The sequence below is a fragment of the Paeniclostridium hominis genome (assembly GCF_014306135.1).
In the GTDB taxonomy this organism is placed as follows: domain Bacteria; phylum Bacillota; class Clostridia; order Peptostreptococcales; family Peptostreptococcaceae; genus Paraclostridium; species Paraclostridium hominis.
The window spans coordinates 1,006,093-1,024,930 of sequence record NZ_JACRWD010000001.1 but is presented as its reverse complement, the minus strand read 5'-3'; the positions used below and the strand labels follow the sequence as shown (position 1 = coordinate 1,024,930).

Sequence of the window (18,838 nt, the reverse complement as noted above, 5' to 3'; positions counted from 1 at the left end):
TACTCCTAACTAAATTAATTTTTTTGCACCACAACTTATATTAGCTACATAAAAGCTTGGTGAATATCCGATTGACTCTTCATATAACTTGCCTACATTTTTTATAAAATCATCCACTTTATCTTCTTTAACTATACTTACACTACATCCTCCAAATCCTGCACCTGTCATACGAGAACCTATAACACCTTCTTGTTTTAAAGCTATATCTACCAATGTATCTAATTCTATTCCAGTAACTTCATATTCATATTTTAATGAATTGTGTGAATCTATCATAAGTTTTCCGAATAATTTTAAATCACTTTCTTCTAAAGCTTTAACAGCTTTTAAAACTCTTTGGTTTTCATATACAGCATGTTTTGCTCTTTTTTTATCTGTATTATTATTTATTAAATTTATATTTTCATTAAATTCATCTTCTGTTAACTCTCCTAAAGTATTGATATTTAATTTGGATTTTAAATTTTTAAGAGCTCTTTCACATTCACTTCTTCTTTCATTATATTTAGAATCTGCTAGTTTTCTTTTTTTGTTAGTATTTGATATAACTATTTTATAACCATCCATATTTATTTTGCTATATCTATAATTTAGAGTATTGCAATCAAGTAAAATTGCACAATTTTCCTTCCCCATACCTATTGCAAATTGGTCCATTATTCCACAATTAACACCTATAAATTTATTTTCAGCTTCCTGGCACATTTTAACTAAATCTATCCTATTTATATTTAAATTGAATACATCATTTAATATAATTCCCATCAAAATTTCTATAGATGCTGATGAAGATAAACCAGCTCCATTTGGTATATTTCCATAAAATAAAATATCTAGTCCAAAATTTATTTTATAGTTATGATTTTTTAATGTTTTTATAACCCCTTTTGGATAGTTAGCCCAATTGTGAATCTTTTCATTTATCATATTATCTAAATTAAACTCAATTATTCCAAAATCTTTAAAATTCATTGAATACACTCTCATTAAGTTATCTTTTCTTTTACTAATTAATCCATATGTACCAAAAGATAATGCACAAGGAAATACATGACCTCCATTATAATCTGTATGTTCTCCTATTAAATTTATTCTACCTGGAGAGAAGTATGTATTATCACTTTTTTTATTAAATATAATTTCAAATTCTTTATTTAAATCTAAATTCAAATCGCTTCCCCCTTTTGATAACTTTTTCTTAATTTTCTATAAATAATGGTAGTATATTAATATGTATAAGTAAAGCTATTAAAATAAAAAATAGACTATATAAAGGAATTTCATTATAGTCTATTTTTATATTTATTAATGTGTTTTCAAAAACTTATCTATATTCATTCCAGTTATAAAAACTATGAGAATTATTTATAATTTTTATTAAATAATTCTACTAAGCATCCTTTTCCTTGAAAACCTAAATCTTTTAAACTGCTATCTAATATATTTAAAATATATATTATTCTTTCTAGTTTAGCATTTTCACCCATATGTCCTAATCGCAATAGCTTATTTACATACTCTCCTAAAGAAGTACCTATAATTGTATTATATTTATTTAATATATGATTAGTTAAATTTAAAGCTCCAATATTTTTAGGTATATTTATAGCTGTTACAGTATTTGAGTACCCATCTTCTAAAAAAAGTTCTAGTCCATATTCTTTTAATGCAGTTCTTGTAGAATTAGCTATTCTTCTATGTCTCTCAATTACATTTTCTATTCCTTCTTCTAAAATGTTATCTAACGCTTTATCTATACTTACTATATCACTTATGGGCATTGTATATGGGAATTTCTTATTTTTATAGTAGTTTTCCCATATACTTAAATTGCAATAAAATCCAGTTACTCTAGTTTTTCTACTTCTTATAAAATGCTTAGCATCTTCACTTACGCTTACTATAGTTAATCCAGGTTGTGCAGATATTGCTTTTTGAGAACCACCAAGTGCTATATCTATTTTCCATTCATCAACTAAAAGTTTTTCTCCTACCATAGCAGCTACTGAATCTACGACTGTAAGTATATTGTATTTTTTAAGTAGTGGGCATATTTTACTTAAATCATTTAATACTCCTGTAGGTGTATCACAATGAACTAATGTTGCATATTTAAAATCATTGTCTTTTTCTAAAAAGTTTTTTAATTTATCTATATCTATTGATTTTTTATGCGTTTCGCTAAATAGTATAGCTTTTCCACCATACATACTTACAAAGTCTTCAAATCCCTTTCCAAACACTCCATTATCTATTATTAATACTCTATCTCCCTTTTCAGTTAAAGATGCACAAGCAGCTTCAAGTCCAAGTATACCTTCTCCATTTAGTATATATACATCATTTGTAGTTTTTATTATTTTTCCTATTTTGTCACAAGTGTTTTTATAAAACTCTACAAACTCAATATCTATATCAGGGTTTGTAGTTTTTATAGATCTAGCTTGTCTTACATTTTCCTTAATATTAGTAGGTCCTGGCATATATACAGTTTTGTTATTCATTTAATATCACTCCCCTATTAAGTCTTCTATACCTTGATTGTATATTATTATTAACTACTATGATACAATTTAAATTTATTTTTTATTTGTATCCATACATTCTGCTATAATTTATATACAAAAAAATAGATGCATACAAATGCATCTATTTTAAAGGGTTAATGTTTGTTTTTAGGGTTGTAACATTGATTATTTGGGAGGTATTTATCCTATATATAAATATTACTATGGTTTTATGAATTTTGTATGAATTTGACATGAATAGTTTTTAATTTTAGTTATTTTTGGTTTCTTAGCCTTATATCTACTAGGTAATTATTTCATCATTTGTTTTATTTATACTTTTTATGAAAAATAAAGCTATATTAGATTGGTCTTGTAGACTGATATATATTAAATTTACAACTTTCAGTTATTTCTTTTGCATCTGCTATTAAATATTTGTCTAACTCTCTAACTCTAACTAAATTACCATATAGAGTTTTTACAATTATTACATCATCACCTATTTGTTCTCCTGAAAATCTACTAGCTTCTTCTATATTTTTAGTATCTGCAACTAAAACTAAATCATCTCTAACTCTTACATAATATCCTTGCGAAGTTTTAAGAATAGATTCTCCTCCTAAAAATTGGAATAACGTAAATTCTTCATTTTCAGATTGATCAAATTCAGTTGCTACTAAATAAGATCCTCCTCCATTTATAGCACTTACAAAACGTTCTTCTGATAAAGATATCATAACTATATCATTATAAATTATCTCAACAACTTCTTTAATTTTAAAAACAGTTTTTTCATTTTGCATAGATTCATCTGCTATTAATCTTTCTTCTTCTCCAACTTTTACATAATTGCCTTTATCTGTTTTAAGAGCTACTTCTTTCTCATTTATAGGTATTAAAGTAAATATAGTTGCATCTTTTATATTAAATTCATTTGCATATACCCTATTATCATCATCATCAACTCTTATATAAAATCCTTCTTGAGTTTGTAATATAGCATTACCTCCGCCTATATTTATAAGTACAAATCTATCCGATAACTCTACATCTTTTTCACCAGCTATCAATTCATTTAATTCTCCATCTACAGATATATACTCATCATTATAGACTGATTTTATAGTAACCAATTTATTTTTTTCTTCAGTAATATCTCTTATTATTTTGTTATAAGTATCTTTTTTAATTATTCCTTTTTTATATAGATATTCAAAATACATCAAATCCATATTAATATTTCTCATATTAAATCCCCCATTTAATTTATTTAATAATATATATTTTTAATATATGAATTCTTTATTTATTTTGCATTATGTCCAAGTCATAAATATGTGTAAAATAAAAAGACTTAAAGCAAAATTATAATTATCATATAATTAATGCTTTAAGTCTTTTTACTTAAGTTTTTTTATTTTGTTTAATTTTATATAATTTATATAAATTATATATGTTGATAATTATTATAACTCCATTTGCTATTGCAACTGGGTATACACCTACATAAATTCCATATACAACAAATAAAAAGCATCCTATAGAATTTATTATTCTAAGTGGAACAATGGATGTCATAGTTAAAGATATTGCAATTAATATAGATGCACAATATCCTATCCATTCAATAGGATCAACAATAAACATAAATCTGCTCCTTTTTGAATTTATTATGTTTATTCTTTGATATTTTCCATTGTACTATTCACTAATATAAAATCTCTAATTAACAAATGTATTGTTTTAATAACTATATATCCTATAACAATAACTGATACTATAACTTGAATGTATAATATATATCTTAAAACTATTTCTAAATTAGAGCCTATATGATTTAAATATTTTATGTATCTTTGAGCTGCAGTAACTCCAATTCCTAAAGGAAATGTTAAAGGTGCAAGTGCTAGTGTAAAAGGTGTGTTTATAAGTCTAGGTAATAATACAAAACTATATATTATAGATGCATATCCTAGTAAAGCTAAAAATTTAAGTAACATAATATTGGGTTCTTCATAAACAGCTAAATATCCAGCTAAGCAAATATTAGCTGGTGCTGTCATTATCATTAAAGTAAACTTTTTATTACCTTCGAGCTTATCCATAAATATAAGTCTATAAATCATTATTATTCCTAACACTATAAATAACACTAATGAATAATAAAATATTATTCTCGATAAATAAGGCATCTTCATAGGTTTACTTGTAACAGCTGCTAAACCGATACCTACTGTAGATATAAACCAACTAGGTAACATATTTGTTAACCTAAAATCTTTTAACATATGTATAGTAAACATAATAAAAATTATAAAATGTAAGATAGTTGCACTTATCCATAATGTTTTTGCAAATTGTAAATTAAATTTAACCACATACACAGCTATTAACATAATAGTCATAGAAATAGTTGGATATATACTTCCTGCTAATGGATTTTTTAGTTCATTCCAAACTTTATTTGGATGGAGTATAGCTTTTATAATTAATATTAATATGGATATAGTTGAAAATAAAACCGCTAAATGTCTAACCCATAAAATATTAAATTCCACAAGTGCTGTTGATATACTCATAAATCCAAGCGATATTCCAGCTATTGCTATAGGTATATTTTCAAAATCACTCTTAGAAATTCCTTTTCTTATAGTTTTCATACTCAATCACCTATTACTTTAATTTATTATCTTCTATTAATTTTTCAGCTATATAAGCTGCTACTTCTCCAGTTATTTTTATACAATGAGCTTTTCTTTCTGGTGATTGAAACTCAAAATTTCTAGTCATAACTCTACAACAAGTGCTTTTATATATATTTTTTATATGATCATGTAAACCTGCTGAAGCTACAAACATCTTATCATTCATAGGCTCTTTATGGCATCTTCCATAAACCATCCCAAACGCCATTACTCCTCCACTTACAGCTCCACATAAACATCCTGATTTACCTATTCCAATAGGAAATCCTGATGCTAATTTAGTCACATCATCGCTAAATGGTTTTCCTAGTTCATCATTTATAGTTTTTAATACAGCTTCTGAACAAAAAAATTCTCCTCTTTCAAAATAACCTTCTGCTATACGTCTTACTTCTTCTACTCTTTCTTTTTTTGTCATAATTATTCCTCCACTTCGTATTGTTTGACATTTTTCTACATTGGTAATTATAAGTCAATTATATATTTTTGTAAAATAGTTAAAATCTATAGCTATTTTTAACTTTATAGATTTTAACTATAAAAAGATTACCTAAATGGTAATCTTTTTCATTCAATACATATATATTCTGTATTTAAGTATTTTTTAAATTCTTTAAAGGATAATTTAAACCTAGGAATGGATACATAATATGGTGCTATTTCATATATATCAAAATAGATAATTATTCCATCATTAGATATATAAAATTTTTGATTATCACTTATACCCTTAAAACCCTCATCATCTTTAAAAAATAATTCTTCATTTCGTTTTATAGCTTTTTTTATAGAGTTATTTATAATAATTTTATAATCTACTCCTTTTTTAAATAAATCCTTTAACTTAATTTCTTCTCCTGTTTTTAAATTATAATTATATCCTACCAAATAAGTCATACCGTGTGCTCCACCTGTAAATACATATCTTTCAGTGGTTATACTTATAATGTCATTTTTATCATAATTTACTTTAAAACTCATATATCCCTCATATTGATATTTAATATTTTCTTTATTATAGTTTTTTTCATATTCTTCTGATTCTTTCTCTATACTCTGTTTAAATGTTATCATATCATTGTATATAATTTCATTTATCTTTTGAATTTTATATATATCATAGTCATTATGATATATAAATTTAGGATAAATTAATTCATATTTTAAAAACTCAGTATCCCTAGATAACTTATTTTCGGATATACATGAATAGTTATTCTTGCATTCTAAAGTATTTCTCATATTTCTCCCCCTAAAATATAAATTATAGTTTAGAATATGTATTGTTATACAATTTGTTGCAAATAAAAAAAGGATACATCTGTAAAGATATATCCTATATAACTTATGAGTTTACTGTTATTGGTACTTGTATATTAAATTCTGTTTCCATATCATCACTATATACATCTATACTACAATTGTATGATTCTAACAATTTTTTAATAGCATATAATCCATACCCTCTATTTATTCCTTTTGAGGAATATCCTAGTTCAAATATTTTTTTCTTATCTTTAATTATACTTCCATTGTTTTTAATTGATATATTATGGTAATATTCTTCTTTATATACATCAATATGTATGTACTTATAATCTTTATTGTGTTTTTTAAGTTCATCTATTGCATTATCAATTATATTTAAAAGTATAGAACTAATCTCCGAATCTGATAGTTCTATATCTTCTAATAAACTATCTATACATGCTGTCAGTTGTATATCATATTTAAGCGCTCTTCTTTTTTTAGTATTTAATATAGCATCTATATACGAATTTCCTGTACTGAAATAAGTAATTCCACTACTATCATCATTAGATATTCCGAGTATGTAATTTCTAGCATCTTCATTTTTCCCATTTGATATTTGCAATAATATAACTTGTAAATGATTCATATAATCATGTCGTTGAAGTCTTAAAACATCTACTGTATCTTTCATTTGTTTTAAATTGTTTTCTATTAAATTTCTTTCTACTTCATCTAATACTTTTCTTTTATTATAATTTATTAATATTAATATTAGTCCTATTAGTATTAGTATAAATGAAAAAGTTAAAAATAAAATTAAAAAACGTTCTGTACTATAAACTAAACTTTTATTATTGTAAACAAGTAATACAACAATACCCATAATAATCATTATTAATGCACTTATGTAAAGTATCATACTTTCTATTTGTTTATTTATGTACATTTTACTACTATTATCTACTTTTTTAATAAATTTTTTATACTTAAGTAATCGGATTACTATAAACATTACTGATATAGGTATATAATAAACCAATATTTTTAATATTTGATTTTCTAATACACTCTCTAAATTAATTCCTATAAAACTTATGAAAACGATTGATAACATTTCAAAAAAAAGTATTGTAGATAAAGTTATAATTGTTGCAATACAACATCTTGCAAGGTTTACCTTAGAATATAAATATATTATGATAGCTATTGAAATACTCATAAAAATATTATTTAACCCCACTGGAAAATTATTTTTTAATATAAAACATATTACTGAGTATATTAAAGCCATATAAATTATATCTTTTTTTCTTATCTCTTTTTCAACAATTACGCTAAGAGATGAAAATATTACTAAAGCTTCAGGTATGTTTATTAAAAAAAAATCTGCTATATTTATCGCCTTCACCCCTTCCCCAATTTTAATATTAGCATATTTTAATTAATACTTCTATATTATAACAAAATATTATATATTTTGATTTTATTAGATTTAACCTGTGTTTGTGTATTAGTGTATATATATCTTTTAATAAAAAAAGAAGATTTATTATCTTCTTTTTTTTATTAAAGCTAATATAATTAAAACTCCTACAGATCCTGATATAGGATACATAAACTTAACTAAGTAAGAAAATGGAAGCATCCCTCCAAATATGCCTAATATAGTACATATTATAGCCATTATATTGAATTTTTTGGACTTTTCTTCATAACAGCTATTACATACACTCCACAGTAAAGGTGCTGCTGTTGTATATATTCCACCTATGAGTATTAATGAAAATATATTACCTATTAATGGTGATATTTGTTTTGACATATATAAAGTTGGTATTTCTTGCATATGTACATTTTGTATATCAGCTAAAATAGCTATATTTATAAACATTGCAGATAATATAAGTATAAATCCTCCTATTATACCTGCACTTTTGCAATTTTTTATATTTTTTGCAGTTTTACCTGCTCCAACTAAAAAAGGTGTTGCAAATATTATATTAAGTCCACTATATACTATTGCAGATATAGGCCAATTGTCAATTGCTTTTACAATACCTAGATTATTTATTGTATAATCTATATTACTTAAATTTTGATAATTTTTAGTAATATAAACTATACTTACCCCTATAGCAATAATAGATATTATAGGCCCTAAATTTCCTAATATATCTAGAACCTTATTCATTCCCATAATAACCGATATCATTGTTATTATTGCTAATATGATTCCACCTATAGTTTTATTTATTCCATAATATTGATTAATAGTTGCTCCTGCTCCTGATATCATAACAATAAAACTACATAAAGAAAATACAGGTATAATTATTTTAAATATACTTCCCATAAAATCTCCAAATAAATATGTAAAGATGTCATTACTATACTTTAATTGAATGTTTTTTCCTATTTCAAATAATCTAGCACCACAATACATCATAAGAACCATACATATAATTCCAGCTAATATACTTTTACTACCTTGTGCTGAGAAAAATTGTAATATTTCTTGTCCTGTTGCAAACCCTGAGCCTATACAAACTGATATATATGCTCCTGCCAACATAACAATTTCTTTCATATTTTTAACTATATTAATCCCCTCCTATATACTAATACTAAATATATAATGTTTCATTATTAATATATAAACGGATTAAGACTTATATTACTTATTATTTAAATATATAAAAACAAAACCAGAAGCTATTATATAGCTTCTGGTTTTGTTTTTATTATAAGGTATTTATAGAAGTTATTGGTTTTCTTAACATATAATATTCTTCTACTTCTACATCTAACTTCATTTTAACTATTTGCTTAGCATGAGGAGCTGATTCGATACTTTCTCCTTCTTCATTGTACATTTCTAATATAGTAGCATGTACTGTTTCTTTTCCTGGTCCTATTATTTCTATCTTATCTCCTACAAACATTCTATTTCTTTGTTCCACTATTGGTAATCCAGTTTTTTCATCATGCCCTCTAACTACTCCGATAAAATCATAATTTCTAACATATGATGCTGATTCGTAGTTTTGATCCTTTGTACTTGTTTTGTCTAAGAAGAATCCTGTACTAAAGTGTCTGTGACTTCCTTTTTTAAGTTCTTCTAGCCACATAGGATTAAACTTCCAGTTTTCAGGGTCTTTTAAATATTCATCTATTGCCATTCTATAAGCTCTAACTGTAGTTGCTACATAGTATGCAGTTTTCATTCTTCCTTCTATCTTAAAACTATTTATACCACTTTCTATAATTTCTGGTATATATTCTATCATACACATGTCTTTAGTGTTAAAGAAAAATTCTGCATCTACATCATCTAATACTTTTTTATATTCTCCGTTATCTTGTTCTTCAACTAAAGTATATTTCCATCTGCAAGATTGTGCACATGCTCCTCTATTTGCATCTCTACCTGTAGTGTAATTACTTATTACACACTTTCCTGAGTACGACATACACATAGCTCCATGTATGAAAGCTTCTATATCCATATCTGCTGGATTATTATCTCTTATCTCTTTAATTTCTTTAAATGAAAGCTCTCTTGCCATAACAACTCTTTTAGCTCCTTGATTATACCAAAATCCTGAAGCTATTGAGTTACTTGTACTAGCTTGCGTACTTATATGTATTTCCATATTTGGTATAACTCTTTTTACTACACTAAATACACCTGGATCACTTACTATAACTGCATCTACGCCTATTTCATCTAATTCTTTTAAGTAAGCTTCTAATTGTTCAAATTCTTCATTTCTAGGTATTATATTTACAGTAACAAACACCCTTTTTCCTCTTTCATGTGCAAATCTTACACCTTCTGCCATATCTTCTTTATTGAAGTTTTTAGCAGCAGATCTCATACCAAATATTTCTCCACCTATATATACTGCATCCGCTCCATATACAAAAGCTGTTTTTAATCTTTCTAAATCACCTGCTGGTGCTAATAATTCTATATTTTGCATAGCGTCTCCTTTATTAAGATATTTTTATCTAAAATACCCTCCTTAAAAATTTTTAATTATTTAAAAGAGGGCTGTCGTCTGTTTATTAATAATTTATATTATATACTAAAACTATTTTATTATATCAAAGTGTATAAATAAAATCTAGTTTAGATTTATTTTTTTACATCTATATATTTATCTACAAATAACTTTGATACAATAATCTACATTTAATTTATCTATTTTTATGTAATTACAATCTTTACTGTAATTCAAATAAGAGTATATTATATTAGACATATCTAATTTTTCTTTTTTTATATAGTTTTTATATATTTTTTTATTATTATTTAAACTTTTATTTATATGCTTTGAAAGCTCATTTTTTAAATTATTATCTTTTAATTTTTCATTTTTTACTAACTTTGAATAAAATACTTCTATCCCATTTAATATATAAAGTTTACTTTTAAAACTATCTATATTAACTTTGGCTAATATGGCTTTATTTTCTTTTATATAATTTATTGCTTCACTTTTGTAAATTATTGTTTTAATAGATTCTATATCATTTCTATATTTAATTGCTTTTTCAAAATTTAAAGCTTTAGTTGCTTCTTGCATTTCTTTGTTTAAATCATTGATTATACTATAATCTTTCCCATTTAATGTATTTATAAGTTTTTCAATAAAAAAATTATAGCTTTTCTTATCGTTAAATTTACAGGGCGCTATACAAAATCCTAAGTCATAATTTATACACCCTTTTTGTTTCATATATCTGTTACAGCTTCTGATTTTAAAATACTTTCTAAGAATATTTACTATCTCTTCTAATTTAGATACTGATGTATATGGTCCAAAATATAAATTATCATCAGTTTTTTGTAATGTACATTCTATATCTGGATATTCTTTATCTATATTAACTTTTATATATGCATATCTTTTATCATTATTCATAAGAGTATTATACATGGGTTTAATCATTTTTATTAATCTACATTCTAAAATTAATGCATCTAACTCTGTATCTGTTGTAATTATTTCTATATCATTTATAAAACTAATCATCTTAGTTATTTTTTTAGATGGTGCATAAGATGGTGTAAAATATTGTGATACTCTATTTTTTAAACATTTTGATTTACCTATATATATAACATTTCCATCTTTATCCTTCATAAGGTATACACCAGATGTCTCTGGTAATTTTTTTACTTTTTCATTTAGTTTCACTTTGTCACCTACTTTTTGAGTGTATATTATTTATAATACCATATTATTTTAATTAATTTACACAACACTTTATCTCTACTAGGTGATATTTTAAACTATATCTTTATTTAAACTTAATAATTAAAATTTCTTAAATACGTGGTATTATAAATATATATAATTTTTTGGAGGTGTGCATATGAAAAACTTTGTAGACTGTTCTTTTATAACAAATTTTAGTGATACTACTAACTTATTTATATTAGATTGTAGATTTGATTTATTTAATAAAAATGCTGGATATGAGTACTATAAAAAGGAACATATACCTAATGCTTTTTACTTAGATATCAATAAAGATATTTGTGGAAAACAAAGTGTTCATGGAGGTGCTAGACCTTTAGCTAATATATATGATTTATCTAAAAAATTAACTAGCATTGGTATAGAAATGAATTCTACTATAGTTATTTATGACACAATGATATATAGCTCTCCTCGTACATTTCTTCAGTTAAAGTATATGGGTTATAAAAATGTATATATATTAAATGGAGGTTTTAATGCTTGGAAATCTAATAAACTTCCTACCACTAGCAAAATTCCACTACCTCGTGGTAATTCTACATTTAAAGAAAATTTAAATACTACTATGGTTTGTGATATGAATTATATAAAAAATTCTATTGAAAATAACAATGTAGTATTAATAGACTCTAGAGATAACGATAGATATACAGGTAAAGTTGAACCTCTTTATTCAAAACCTGGACATATACCTGGAGCCATTAATATACCTTGGCATAAAAATATAGATAATTTTGGATACGTAAAAGATTTAAGTGAAGTTGATGCTAATTTTAATAACTTAAGAAACAAAGAAATAATAACTTACTGTGGTTCTTGTATTGAAGCTTGTATAAACTATGCTTTACTTGATGAACTTTCATATAATGTTAAAACTTATGTTGGTAGCATAAGCGATTGGATTAGTTATGATAATAATATAGTTCAAAGTTAATAATTTTAATTTTGAAATATTATATTAATATGTTAAAATAACATAGTAAATTTACAACAATAAAGGAGCAAGTCATGAAAAGAGAATTTTTAACTAGTGATAAAGTATTTATACACCCTACTAAATTTGCTGATGTATTGTTAAATAGCTTAGGGTATTCAGATTTACACGATAATTTAACTAAAAGTGATTTAGAATATAGTGATGCTAAAGTTCACGAAGTTGCACCTAGTGGGTTTGTTGATTTTAACCAACATTTATATAGTGATATAAATCATATGAACTCTATAAGCTGTGGAATATATATAGAAAGTTCTTTAGTTACTTTTAGAATATTTATCTGGGGATCTAAGGGTGAAGGATTTGAAATATTTAAACATGTTTTACGTGGAGAAGAAATAGAAGCTTTAAAAACTATAGACGATATAAAATCTTACATACATAAACATTTAGAAGAGTTAGAAGATGGTATATTAAAAACTTACGGTGAAAATGCTAAATATGCTTTTGAACAATTTGGTATGGGGATAGAAAGTAAAAAACTTCCTTTACATAGCATACTTCAATTTATGAGTATAGAAAATAATATAGCTGACTTTAGATAATATATAAATTAAAATTAAAAAAAGGCTGTCTAAATTTAGACAGCTTTTTTATTTAATATTAGTTATATAAGATACCCATTCTTATTTTATCTTTTAAGTTTTCGTTTAAAGCTAGTGTAAATATTAAATCACATTTATTATCTATCTTACCTTGTATATTTTCTAACATTTCATTTAACATGTGTAATACTTCTTCTATCTCACAGTATTCATTTCCAAGGCTTATAAACACTATACCTTTTTTCTTAGTTAAATCTTCATCTGTTTTTAATATACTATCAAATAACATTTCAACTAATTCTTCTTTATTTACTGATTTATCACTTTCAATAAATCCATGAGCTAATCCTTTTTCTTTAGATAATATTTCTTTTAAATCTGTTAAGTCTATATTTATAGTACACTCTTCTGAAACAGATTCAACCATCATATCTATTAGTTCACATATTAAGTTTCTATTTTCATCAGTCATTATAAATTCAGCATTAAAATCAAACTCAACTTTTTTCTTGTCTTGATTAACATCAATACCTATAGATACTATTCTTCTTTCCTTTGCCATGTAGTTTACAGCTTTTACTATATCACAAGTTCTTTGTTCTTTTGAATTATATGTTATAAATAAAATTTCTACTTCATCTAAAATTTTAGCTGCATAATCTTTATCTATATCTTGGTTTATAGATATTTTTTCTGTAGATAATATTTCATTATTATTTTTATAATTTGTTATGTATTCTAAGTTTTTTATACCATCTTCACTTACACCTATTATTTTTGCAAATTTATTATTAAAATTCATAGTCTTACTCCTTAAATTATTTATTAATATAGTATTTATTATAAACATTTATATATATTAATCTACTATAATTTTCTAGTAATATATTACTAAAATAATAGTTTGTAGTAAAGTATTGATTTTTATGTAAGCATTTTCAAAACTTTTGTAGTATAATGTAATATGTATTTTTATTTTAACTTATTAAGGATTTATTAGGGGGTAATAATGAGTAAACTACTAGCATCAGATATTGATGGTACACTTCTTTTAAATAGGAAAATCCATCATAAAAGTATAGAAAATATAGATAGATTTAAAAATGACGGAAATTTATTTATATTATCTACTGGAAGGGCATTGTGTGAATTAGATAGTATTATAAATGAATATAAATTAGATGTAGATGCATACGTGTTGTGTAATGGTGCATTTATATTAGATAAAAGTTTAAATATTATAGAAGATTTTAAGATAGACTCTGATATTGTATATAAAATTTCTAAGTATGTATTAAGCACTAATAATTTTACACTTTCTGTACTTGATGGATATAAAAGTTATTTAATTAAAAGTAAAAATATTTTAAAAGCTAGAAATTTATTTAATTTAAACAGCTTAAAAAAAATTTATAAAATGCTTATTAATAAATCATCCAACTTAGAACTTTTAAATTTAAATCATTTGAAAGATAATGATTTAAATATCAATATTATGAGTATATATTCTTTAAATGATAATGTTGAAAAAGCTGAAAATTTAAAAAATCATTTAAATGATGAATTTGGCGAGTATATAACAGCTTATAGAAACAAATACTTTGTAGATGTAGTATTTAAAGGCTGTTCTAAAGCTACAGGTATAGAAAAAGTATGTAAAAATTTTAATCTAGCCGATAATAATGTGTATGTAATAGGCGATTCTTGGAATGATTTAAGCATGTTTGAAAGATATGATAATTCATATACTTTTACTTATGCTGAAAAAACTTTACAAAAAAAAGCCAATAAAGTTATAGATTCATTTCATTATTGCATAGATGATATACTGAGTTAATAATTTAAAAGGAGCTATTAATAATTATTAAATAGCTCCTTTTATGTGTTTAAATTTTCGGTGTACACCTTTTATCCTCCTACTACCTACCTTTTATAGATTTTAAAATCATTATACTTCATAGTCTGGTGAATAATCGTAATCCAAGTCCATTTCATACCCAAAATATTCCACAACTATATAATTTTCCATATTTACTATCTCCTTATAATTTTTCATTTTGAAATTTATTAATTAAATTTCATCATATTTACTATAAACTTGATAATAATAATATAAATATTTTTTATGTTTATAGTTCATATTTATATTATTATTGAAATTTAATTATATGATTAATCATCAAACTTTTAAATTTGATTTTTAAATTATTAATTAATTCATCTAATCTAATTTATAATCTGGTGAATAATCATAAATTAATTCTTCTTCATATTCAAAATACACTAAACTAGTCATTTCTCTCATTTTTATCCTCCTTATTATTTGCAATTTATCTTTTATATCTTTCACTATATATTTAATATATGCATATTAAAATAAAAATTCCACATTTTTGAAATTTTTATTTTTTAAATTTTAATAATAAATAAAAAAGAGTATGCAACTACATACTCTTTTTCTTGCTTTTTATTGTATTAAATATATTAATTATTGTAATTCAATCTTTTCTATATTTTCTTTCATAACTTTTATAGATTTATCAAATTTTTCTTTTTCTTCTTTTTCTAATGGTAATTGTATTACTTCTCTTACTCCATCTTTGTTAACTACACTAGGTGCTGCTATATATACATCATTATGTCCGTATTCTCCATTTAAATAAGATGATACTGTAAGTATGCTATTTTCATTTTCAAGTATAGCTTTAGTTATAGCAGTTAAAGCCATTCCTATACCATAGTAAGTAGATTTTTTACACTTAATTATTTCATAAGCTACATTTTTAACTTCATCTTCTATTTTTTCTAAATCATCAAATGTTATTTTACTATCTTTTCTAGAGGCCATTTGATAGATAGGTTGAACCCCTTGTAATGCATAACTCCATGCTACAAATTGAGAATCTCCATGTTCTCCCATAACATAAGCATGTACATTTTTAGGATTAACATCTAATTTTTCACTTAAAGTATATCTAAGTCTTGATGAATCTAGAGTTGTACCAGATCCAATTACTTTATGTTTATCATATCCAGAAAGTTTGGCAGCTATATAAGTCATTATATCTACTGGATTTGTAGCTATTAACAATATACCATTAAATCCAGATGCTTTTATATTATCTATTATATTTTTCATTATTTTTGTATTTTTATTTAATAAATCTAGTCTAGTTTCTCCTTCAGCTTGTATAGCACCAGCTGTTATACATATAATATATGCATCACTACAATCTTTGTAATCACCTGCATATATTTTCATTTTTCTTTTGCCAAAGTTTAGACCATGATTTAAATCCATAGCTTCTCCTTTAGCTTTGTCTTTATCTATATCAATTAAAACTAATTCTTCACAAGTTCCTTGATTTACCATAGAATAAGCATAACTCATTCCAACCATTCCTGTACCGACTATTACTACCTTATTTTTCATATATCTTTTCCTCCAAATGTTTATATCATTATTTTGTCCTATTTTTTCTATTTAATAACACTTTAGTATTTATTAAATTTTAATCCAGATTTTTATTATATACAATTATTCCCATAGAGTCATTAAATTAAACTTATTTTTTGAATTTAATTTTATTTTTTAATAAAAATTACAAAATAACTATTATAAACTTTAATATAAAAACTTTTAATAATTCATTTCTATATTGTTTGATTGTATTATATAATCTTTAAATTTCTTTGCAATAGGTGACATGTAAGAATTTTTAGAATATGCCATATATATAACTCTCTCTTTTATATTTTCCTTAATTTTTATTTTGGACAATGCATTTGTATTAATCATTGGCGTATTTGGAACTATAGAAATTCCAGCACCCGCAGATACTAATCCTTCAACTACACTTCCTATATTTGCTCCATCAGGCTGAATAGCTATCTTAGGAGTATAACCTAAAAGTTCACTATATGATATCAATCGGTCTTTACTATTTTCACAAAATGCTATAAAGTATTCATCTTTCAATTCTTTTAAAGAAATTTCTTCTCTATTTGAAAAAATATGATTTTTAGGTACAATTAAAACATATTCTTGTTTCTTTATTGGAATAGACTCTATATCGTAATTATCATCAATTTTATATTCACTATCATAAAATCCTATATCTATTTTCCCAATTTTTAAATTTTCTACTATACTATCTACAGATTGTTGGTTAAATTGAAATTTAGTATCAGGATTATTATTTAAAAAATTACTTATAAAAAAATTCATAAAATAAACGCCTATCCTAGGCGTAGATGATATAGATATAGTTCCTCTATCCTCACTAATCATTTCTTTTAATTCATTAATACCTTTATCAATTTCTGTTAAAGCTCTATTTGCATAAATTAAAAATATTTTCCCAAAACGTGTAAGTTTTATATTTCTACCTTTTTTCTCAAATAAGGGAACTTTTAACTCATCTTCTAATTTGGATATTGCTTTGCTTAATGCTGGTTGAGTTATTGATAAAAGTTTAGCTGATGTTGTAAAGTTCTCTGTTTCAGCTATAATTTTAAAATACTCTAATTGCTGTAAATTCATTTTTCCTCCTTATTCTAATTTTCAAACCTATAACTAAAAGTTATATTTATATAAATAATTTGAATTAGACATATATGATATATAGGTGCTATAATCTCATTAAATATATAATTTTATTATATAAATGAAGTATAAATTTTATTTATTGATATGTCAAAATATATAAGTAATTTGGGAGGGTTTAATTTATGATGAAAGTTGATAAAGACCTTTGTATAGGTTGTAGTTTATGTGTTAATGATTGTATAGTAAAAGATATAGAACTTGTAGATGGCAAAGCTCAAATTAATAATGTAAACTGTTTTAAATGTGGCCACTGCATTTCTATATGTCCTAAAAAAGCAGTATCAACAGATGATTATAATATGGATGAAATTTTAGAGTATAATAAAACTGATTTTTCTATAGATGCTGATAACTTACTTAATTTTATAAAGTTTAGAAGAAGTGTAAGACACTTTAAGAAAAAAGATGTTGAAAATGAAAAGATTGAAAAAATTATAGAAGCTGGAAGATTTACTCAAACATCTACTAACGCTCAAAATGTATCTTATATAGTAGTAAAAGATAATATAGATAAGTTAAAAAAAATGACTTTAGAAAGCTTAAATGAATTAGGTAAAAAGTTGCTAGATAATTTAAATCCACAAACTATTCCATATGAAAAATATGCTAAAATGTGGATTAATATGTACGAATCTTACAAAACTGACCCTAAGGGCATAGATGGATTATTTTTTAATGCTCCTGCTGTAATACTTGTGGTATCTGATTCTCCGGTAAATGCATCACTTGCTTCTTCAAATATGGAGCTTATGACTAATGCACTAGGTCTTGGTACGTTCTTTAGTGGATTCTTTATAAGAGCAGCTGATAAAAACAAACAAATTATGGACTTTTTAAGTCTTAATGAAAATCAACATATAGTTACTTGTATGGTAATCGGATATCCTAATGTAAAATATCAAAGAACTGCTCCTAGAAAAGATGCAGTTATATCTTGGAAATAGATTT

19 protein-coding genes are annotated in these 18,838 nt (G+C 24.3%); 4 read left to right on the top strand and 15 right to left on the bottom strand.

The window, feature by feature from the left end:
• Positions 1–9: 9 nt before the first annotated feature.
• The 11 genes from H8891_RS04810 to H8891_RS15565 all read right to left on the bottom strand — a co-directional run bounded on the left by H8891_RS04810 (position 10) and on the right by H8891_RS15565 (position 11,676).
• Positions 10–1,173, bottom strand: a complete 1,164-nt coding sequence (locus H8891_RS04810) for a galactokinase (RefSeq protein ID WP_187005425.1) — start codon at positions 1,171–1,173, stop codon at positions 10–12.
• A 191-nt stretch (positions 1,174–1,364) separates the two neighbouring features.
• Positions 1,365–2,507 carry a pyridoxal-phosphate-dependent aminotransferase family protein gene (locus H8891_RS04805; RefSeq protein ID WP_187005424.1) on the bottom strand — a complete coding sequence of 381 codons (1,143 nt, stop codon included), beginning with the start codon at positions 2,505–2,507 and terminating at the stop codon, positions 1,365–1,367.
• 365 nt (positions 2,508–2,872) lie between these two features.
• The gene (locus tag H8891_RS04800) at positions 2,873–3,760 is read right to left on the bottom strand and encodes a fascin domain-containing protein (protein WP_187005423.1); all 888 of its coding nucleotides are present in this window, start codon (positions 3,758–3,760) and stop codon (positions 2,873–2,875) included.
• A gap of 157 nt (positions 3,761–3,917) precedes the next feature.
• Positions 3,918–4,160 carry a YgjV family protein gene (locus H8891_RS04795; protein WP_147544493.1) on the bottom strand — a complete coding sequence of 81 codons (243 nt, stop codon included), beginning with the start codon at positions 4,158–4,160 and terminating at the stop codon, positions 3,918–3,920.
• A 29-nt stretch (positions 4,161–4,189) separates the two neighbouring features.
• A complete protein-coding gene (locus H8891_RS04790) occupies positions 4,190–5,173 on the bottom strand; it encodes a TDT family transporter (protein ID WP_187005422.1) in 984 nt (327 codons plus the stop codon).
• Between the two features lie 13 nt (positions 5,174–5,186).
• On the bottom strand, positions 5,187–5,636 hold the full coding sequence (locus H8891_RS04785) for a C-GCAxxG-C-C family protein (protein WP_147544497.1): 450 nt from the start codon (positions 5,634–5,636) through the stop codon (positions 5,187–5,189).
• A gap of 149 nt (positions 5,637–5,785) precedes the next feature.
• Positions 5,786–6,460, bottom strand: coding sequence for a DUF3298 and DUF4163 domain-containing protein (locus H8891_RS04780; RefSeq protein ID WP_187005421.1), 675 nt, complete (start codon positions 6,458–6,460; stop codon positions 5,786–5,788).
• A 103-nt stretch (positions 6,461–6,563) separates the two neighbouring features.
• Positions 6,564–7,880: a GHKL domain-containing protein gene (locus tag H8891_RS15570; protein ID WP_187005420.1), complete on the bottom strand. Its 1,317-nt coding sequence runs from the start codon at positions 7,878–7,880 to the stop codon at positions 6,564–6,566.
• Positions 7,881–8,021: 141 nt separating this feature from the next.
• Positions 8,022–9,059, bottom strand: coding sequence for a YkvI family membrane protein (locus tag H8891_RS04770; RefSeq protein ID WP_187005419.1), 1,038 nt, complete (start codon positions 9,057–9,059; stop codon positions 8,022–8,024).
• A 154-nt stretch (positions 9,060–9,213) separates the two neighbouring features.
• A complete protein-coding gene (locus H8891_RS04765; protein WP_187005418.1) occupies positions 9,214–10,455 on the bottom strand; it encodes a peptidase U32 family protein in 1,242 nt (413 codons plus the stop codon).
• 177 nt (positions 10,456–10,632) lie between these two features.
• Complete coding sequence (locus H8891_RS15565; RefSeq protein ID WP_187005417.1) at positions 10,633–11,676, bottom strand: UvrB/UvrC motif-containing protein; 1,044 nt, start codon at positions 11,674–11,676, stop codon at positions 10,633–10,635.
• 178 nt (positions 11,677–11,854) lie between these two features.
• Between H8891_RS15565 and H8891_RS04755 the strand changes: the two genes are divergently transcribed.
• Together H8891_RS04755 and H8891_RS04750 are read left to right on the top strand one after the other, a co-directional pair.
• Positions 11,855–12,676 carry a sulfurtransferase gene (locus H8891_RS04755; RefSeq protein ID WP_187005416.1) on the top strand — a complete coding sequence of 274 codons (822 nt, stop codon included), beginning with the start codon at positions 11,855–11,857 and terminating at the stop codon, positions 12,674–12,676.
• A gap of 74 nt (positions 12,677–12,750) precedes the next feature.
• Complete coding sequence (locus H8891_RS04750) at positions 12,751–13,281, top strand: hypothetical protein (RefSeq protein WP_187005415.1); 531 nt, start codon at positions 12,751–12,753, stop codon at positions 13,279–13,281.
• A gap of 58 nt (positions 13,282–13,339) precedes the next feature.
• On the opposite strand, the gene H8891_RS04745 is transcribed toward H8891_RS04750, so the two are convergent.
• Positions 13,340–14,083, bottom strand: coding sequence for an FtsZ/tubulin family protein (locus tag H8891_RS04745; protein ID WP_187005414.1), 744 nt, complete (start codon positions 14,081–14,083; stop codon positions 13,340–13,342).
• Between the two features lie 207 nt (positions 14,084–14,290).
• Between H8891_RS04745 and H8891_RS04740 the strand changes: the two genes are divergently transcribed.
• Positions 14,291–15,118 carry an HAD-IIB family hydrolase gene (locus H8891_RS04740; protein WP_187005413.1) on the top strand — a complete coding sequence of 276 codons (828 nt, stop codon included), beginning with the start codon at positions 14,291–14,293 and terminating at the stop codon, positions 15,116–15,118.
• Positions 15,119–15,502: 384 nt separating this feature from the next.
• Here H8891_RS04740 and H8891_RS15445 read toward each other — a convergent pair whose 3' ends face one another.
• The 3 genes from H8891_RS15445 to H8891_RS04730 form a co-directional block, all read right to left on the bottom strand.
• Positions 15,503–15,631 carry a hypothetical protein gene (locus tag H8891_RS15445; protein WP_276510608.1) on the bottom strand — a complete coding sequence of 43 codons (129 nt, stop codon included), beginning with the start codon at positions 15,629–15,631 and terminating at the stop codon, positions 15,503–15,505.
• A 138-nt stretch (positions 15,632–15,769) separates the two neighbouring features.
• Entirely contained in the window at positions 15,770–16,714 is a 945-nt protein-coding gene (locus H8891_RS04735) for an L-lactate dehydrogenase (RefSeq protein WP_187005412.1), read from the bottom strand.
• 207 nt (positions 16,715–16,921) lie between these two features.
• Positions 16,922–17,824, bottom strand: coding sequence for a LysR family transcriptional regulator (locus tag H8891_RS04730; protein WP_187005411.1), 903 nt, complete (start codon positions 17,822–17,824; stop codon positions 16,922–16,924).
• Between the two features lie 188 nt (positions 17,825–18,012).
• Between H8891_RS04730 and H8891_RS04725 the strand changes: the two genes are divergently transcribed.
• The gene (locus tag H8891_RS04725) at positions 18,013–18,834 is read left to right on the top strand and encodes a nitroreductase family protein (RefSeq protein ID WP_187005410.1); all 822 of its coding nucleotides are present in this window, start codon (positions 18,013–18,015) and stop codon (positions 18,832–18,834) included.
• Positions 18,835–18,838 lie beyond the last annotated feature (4 nt).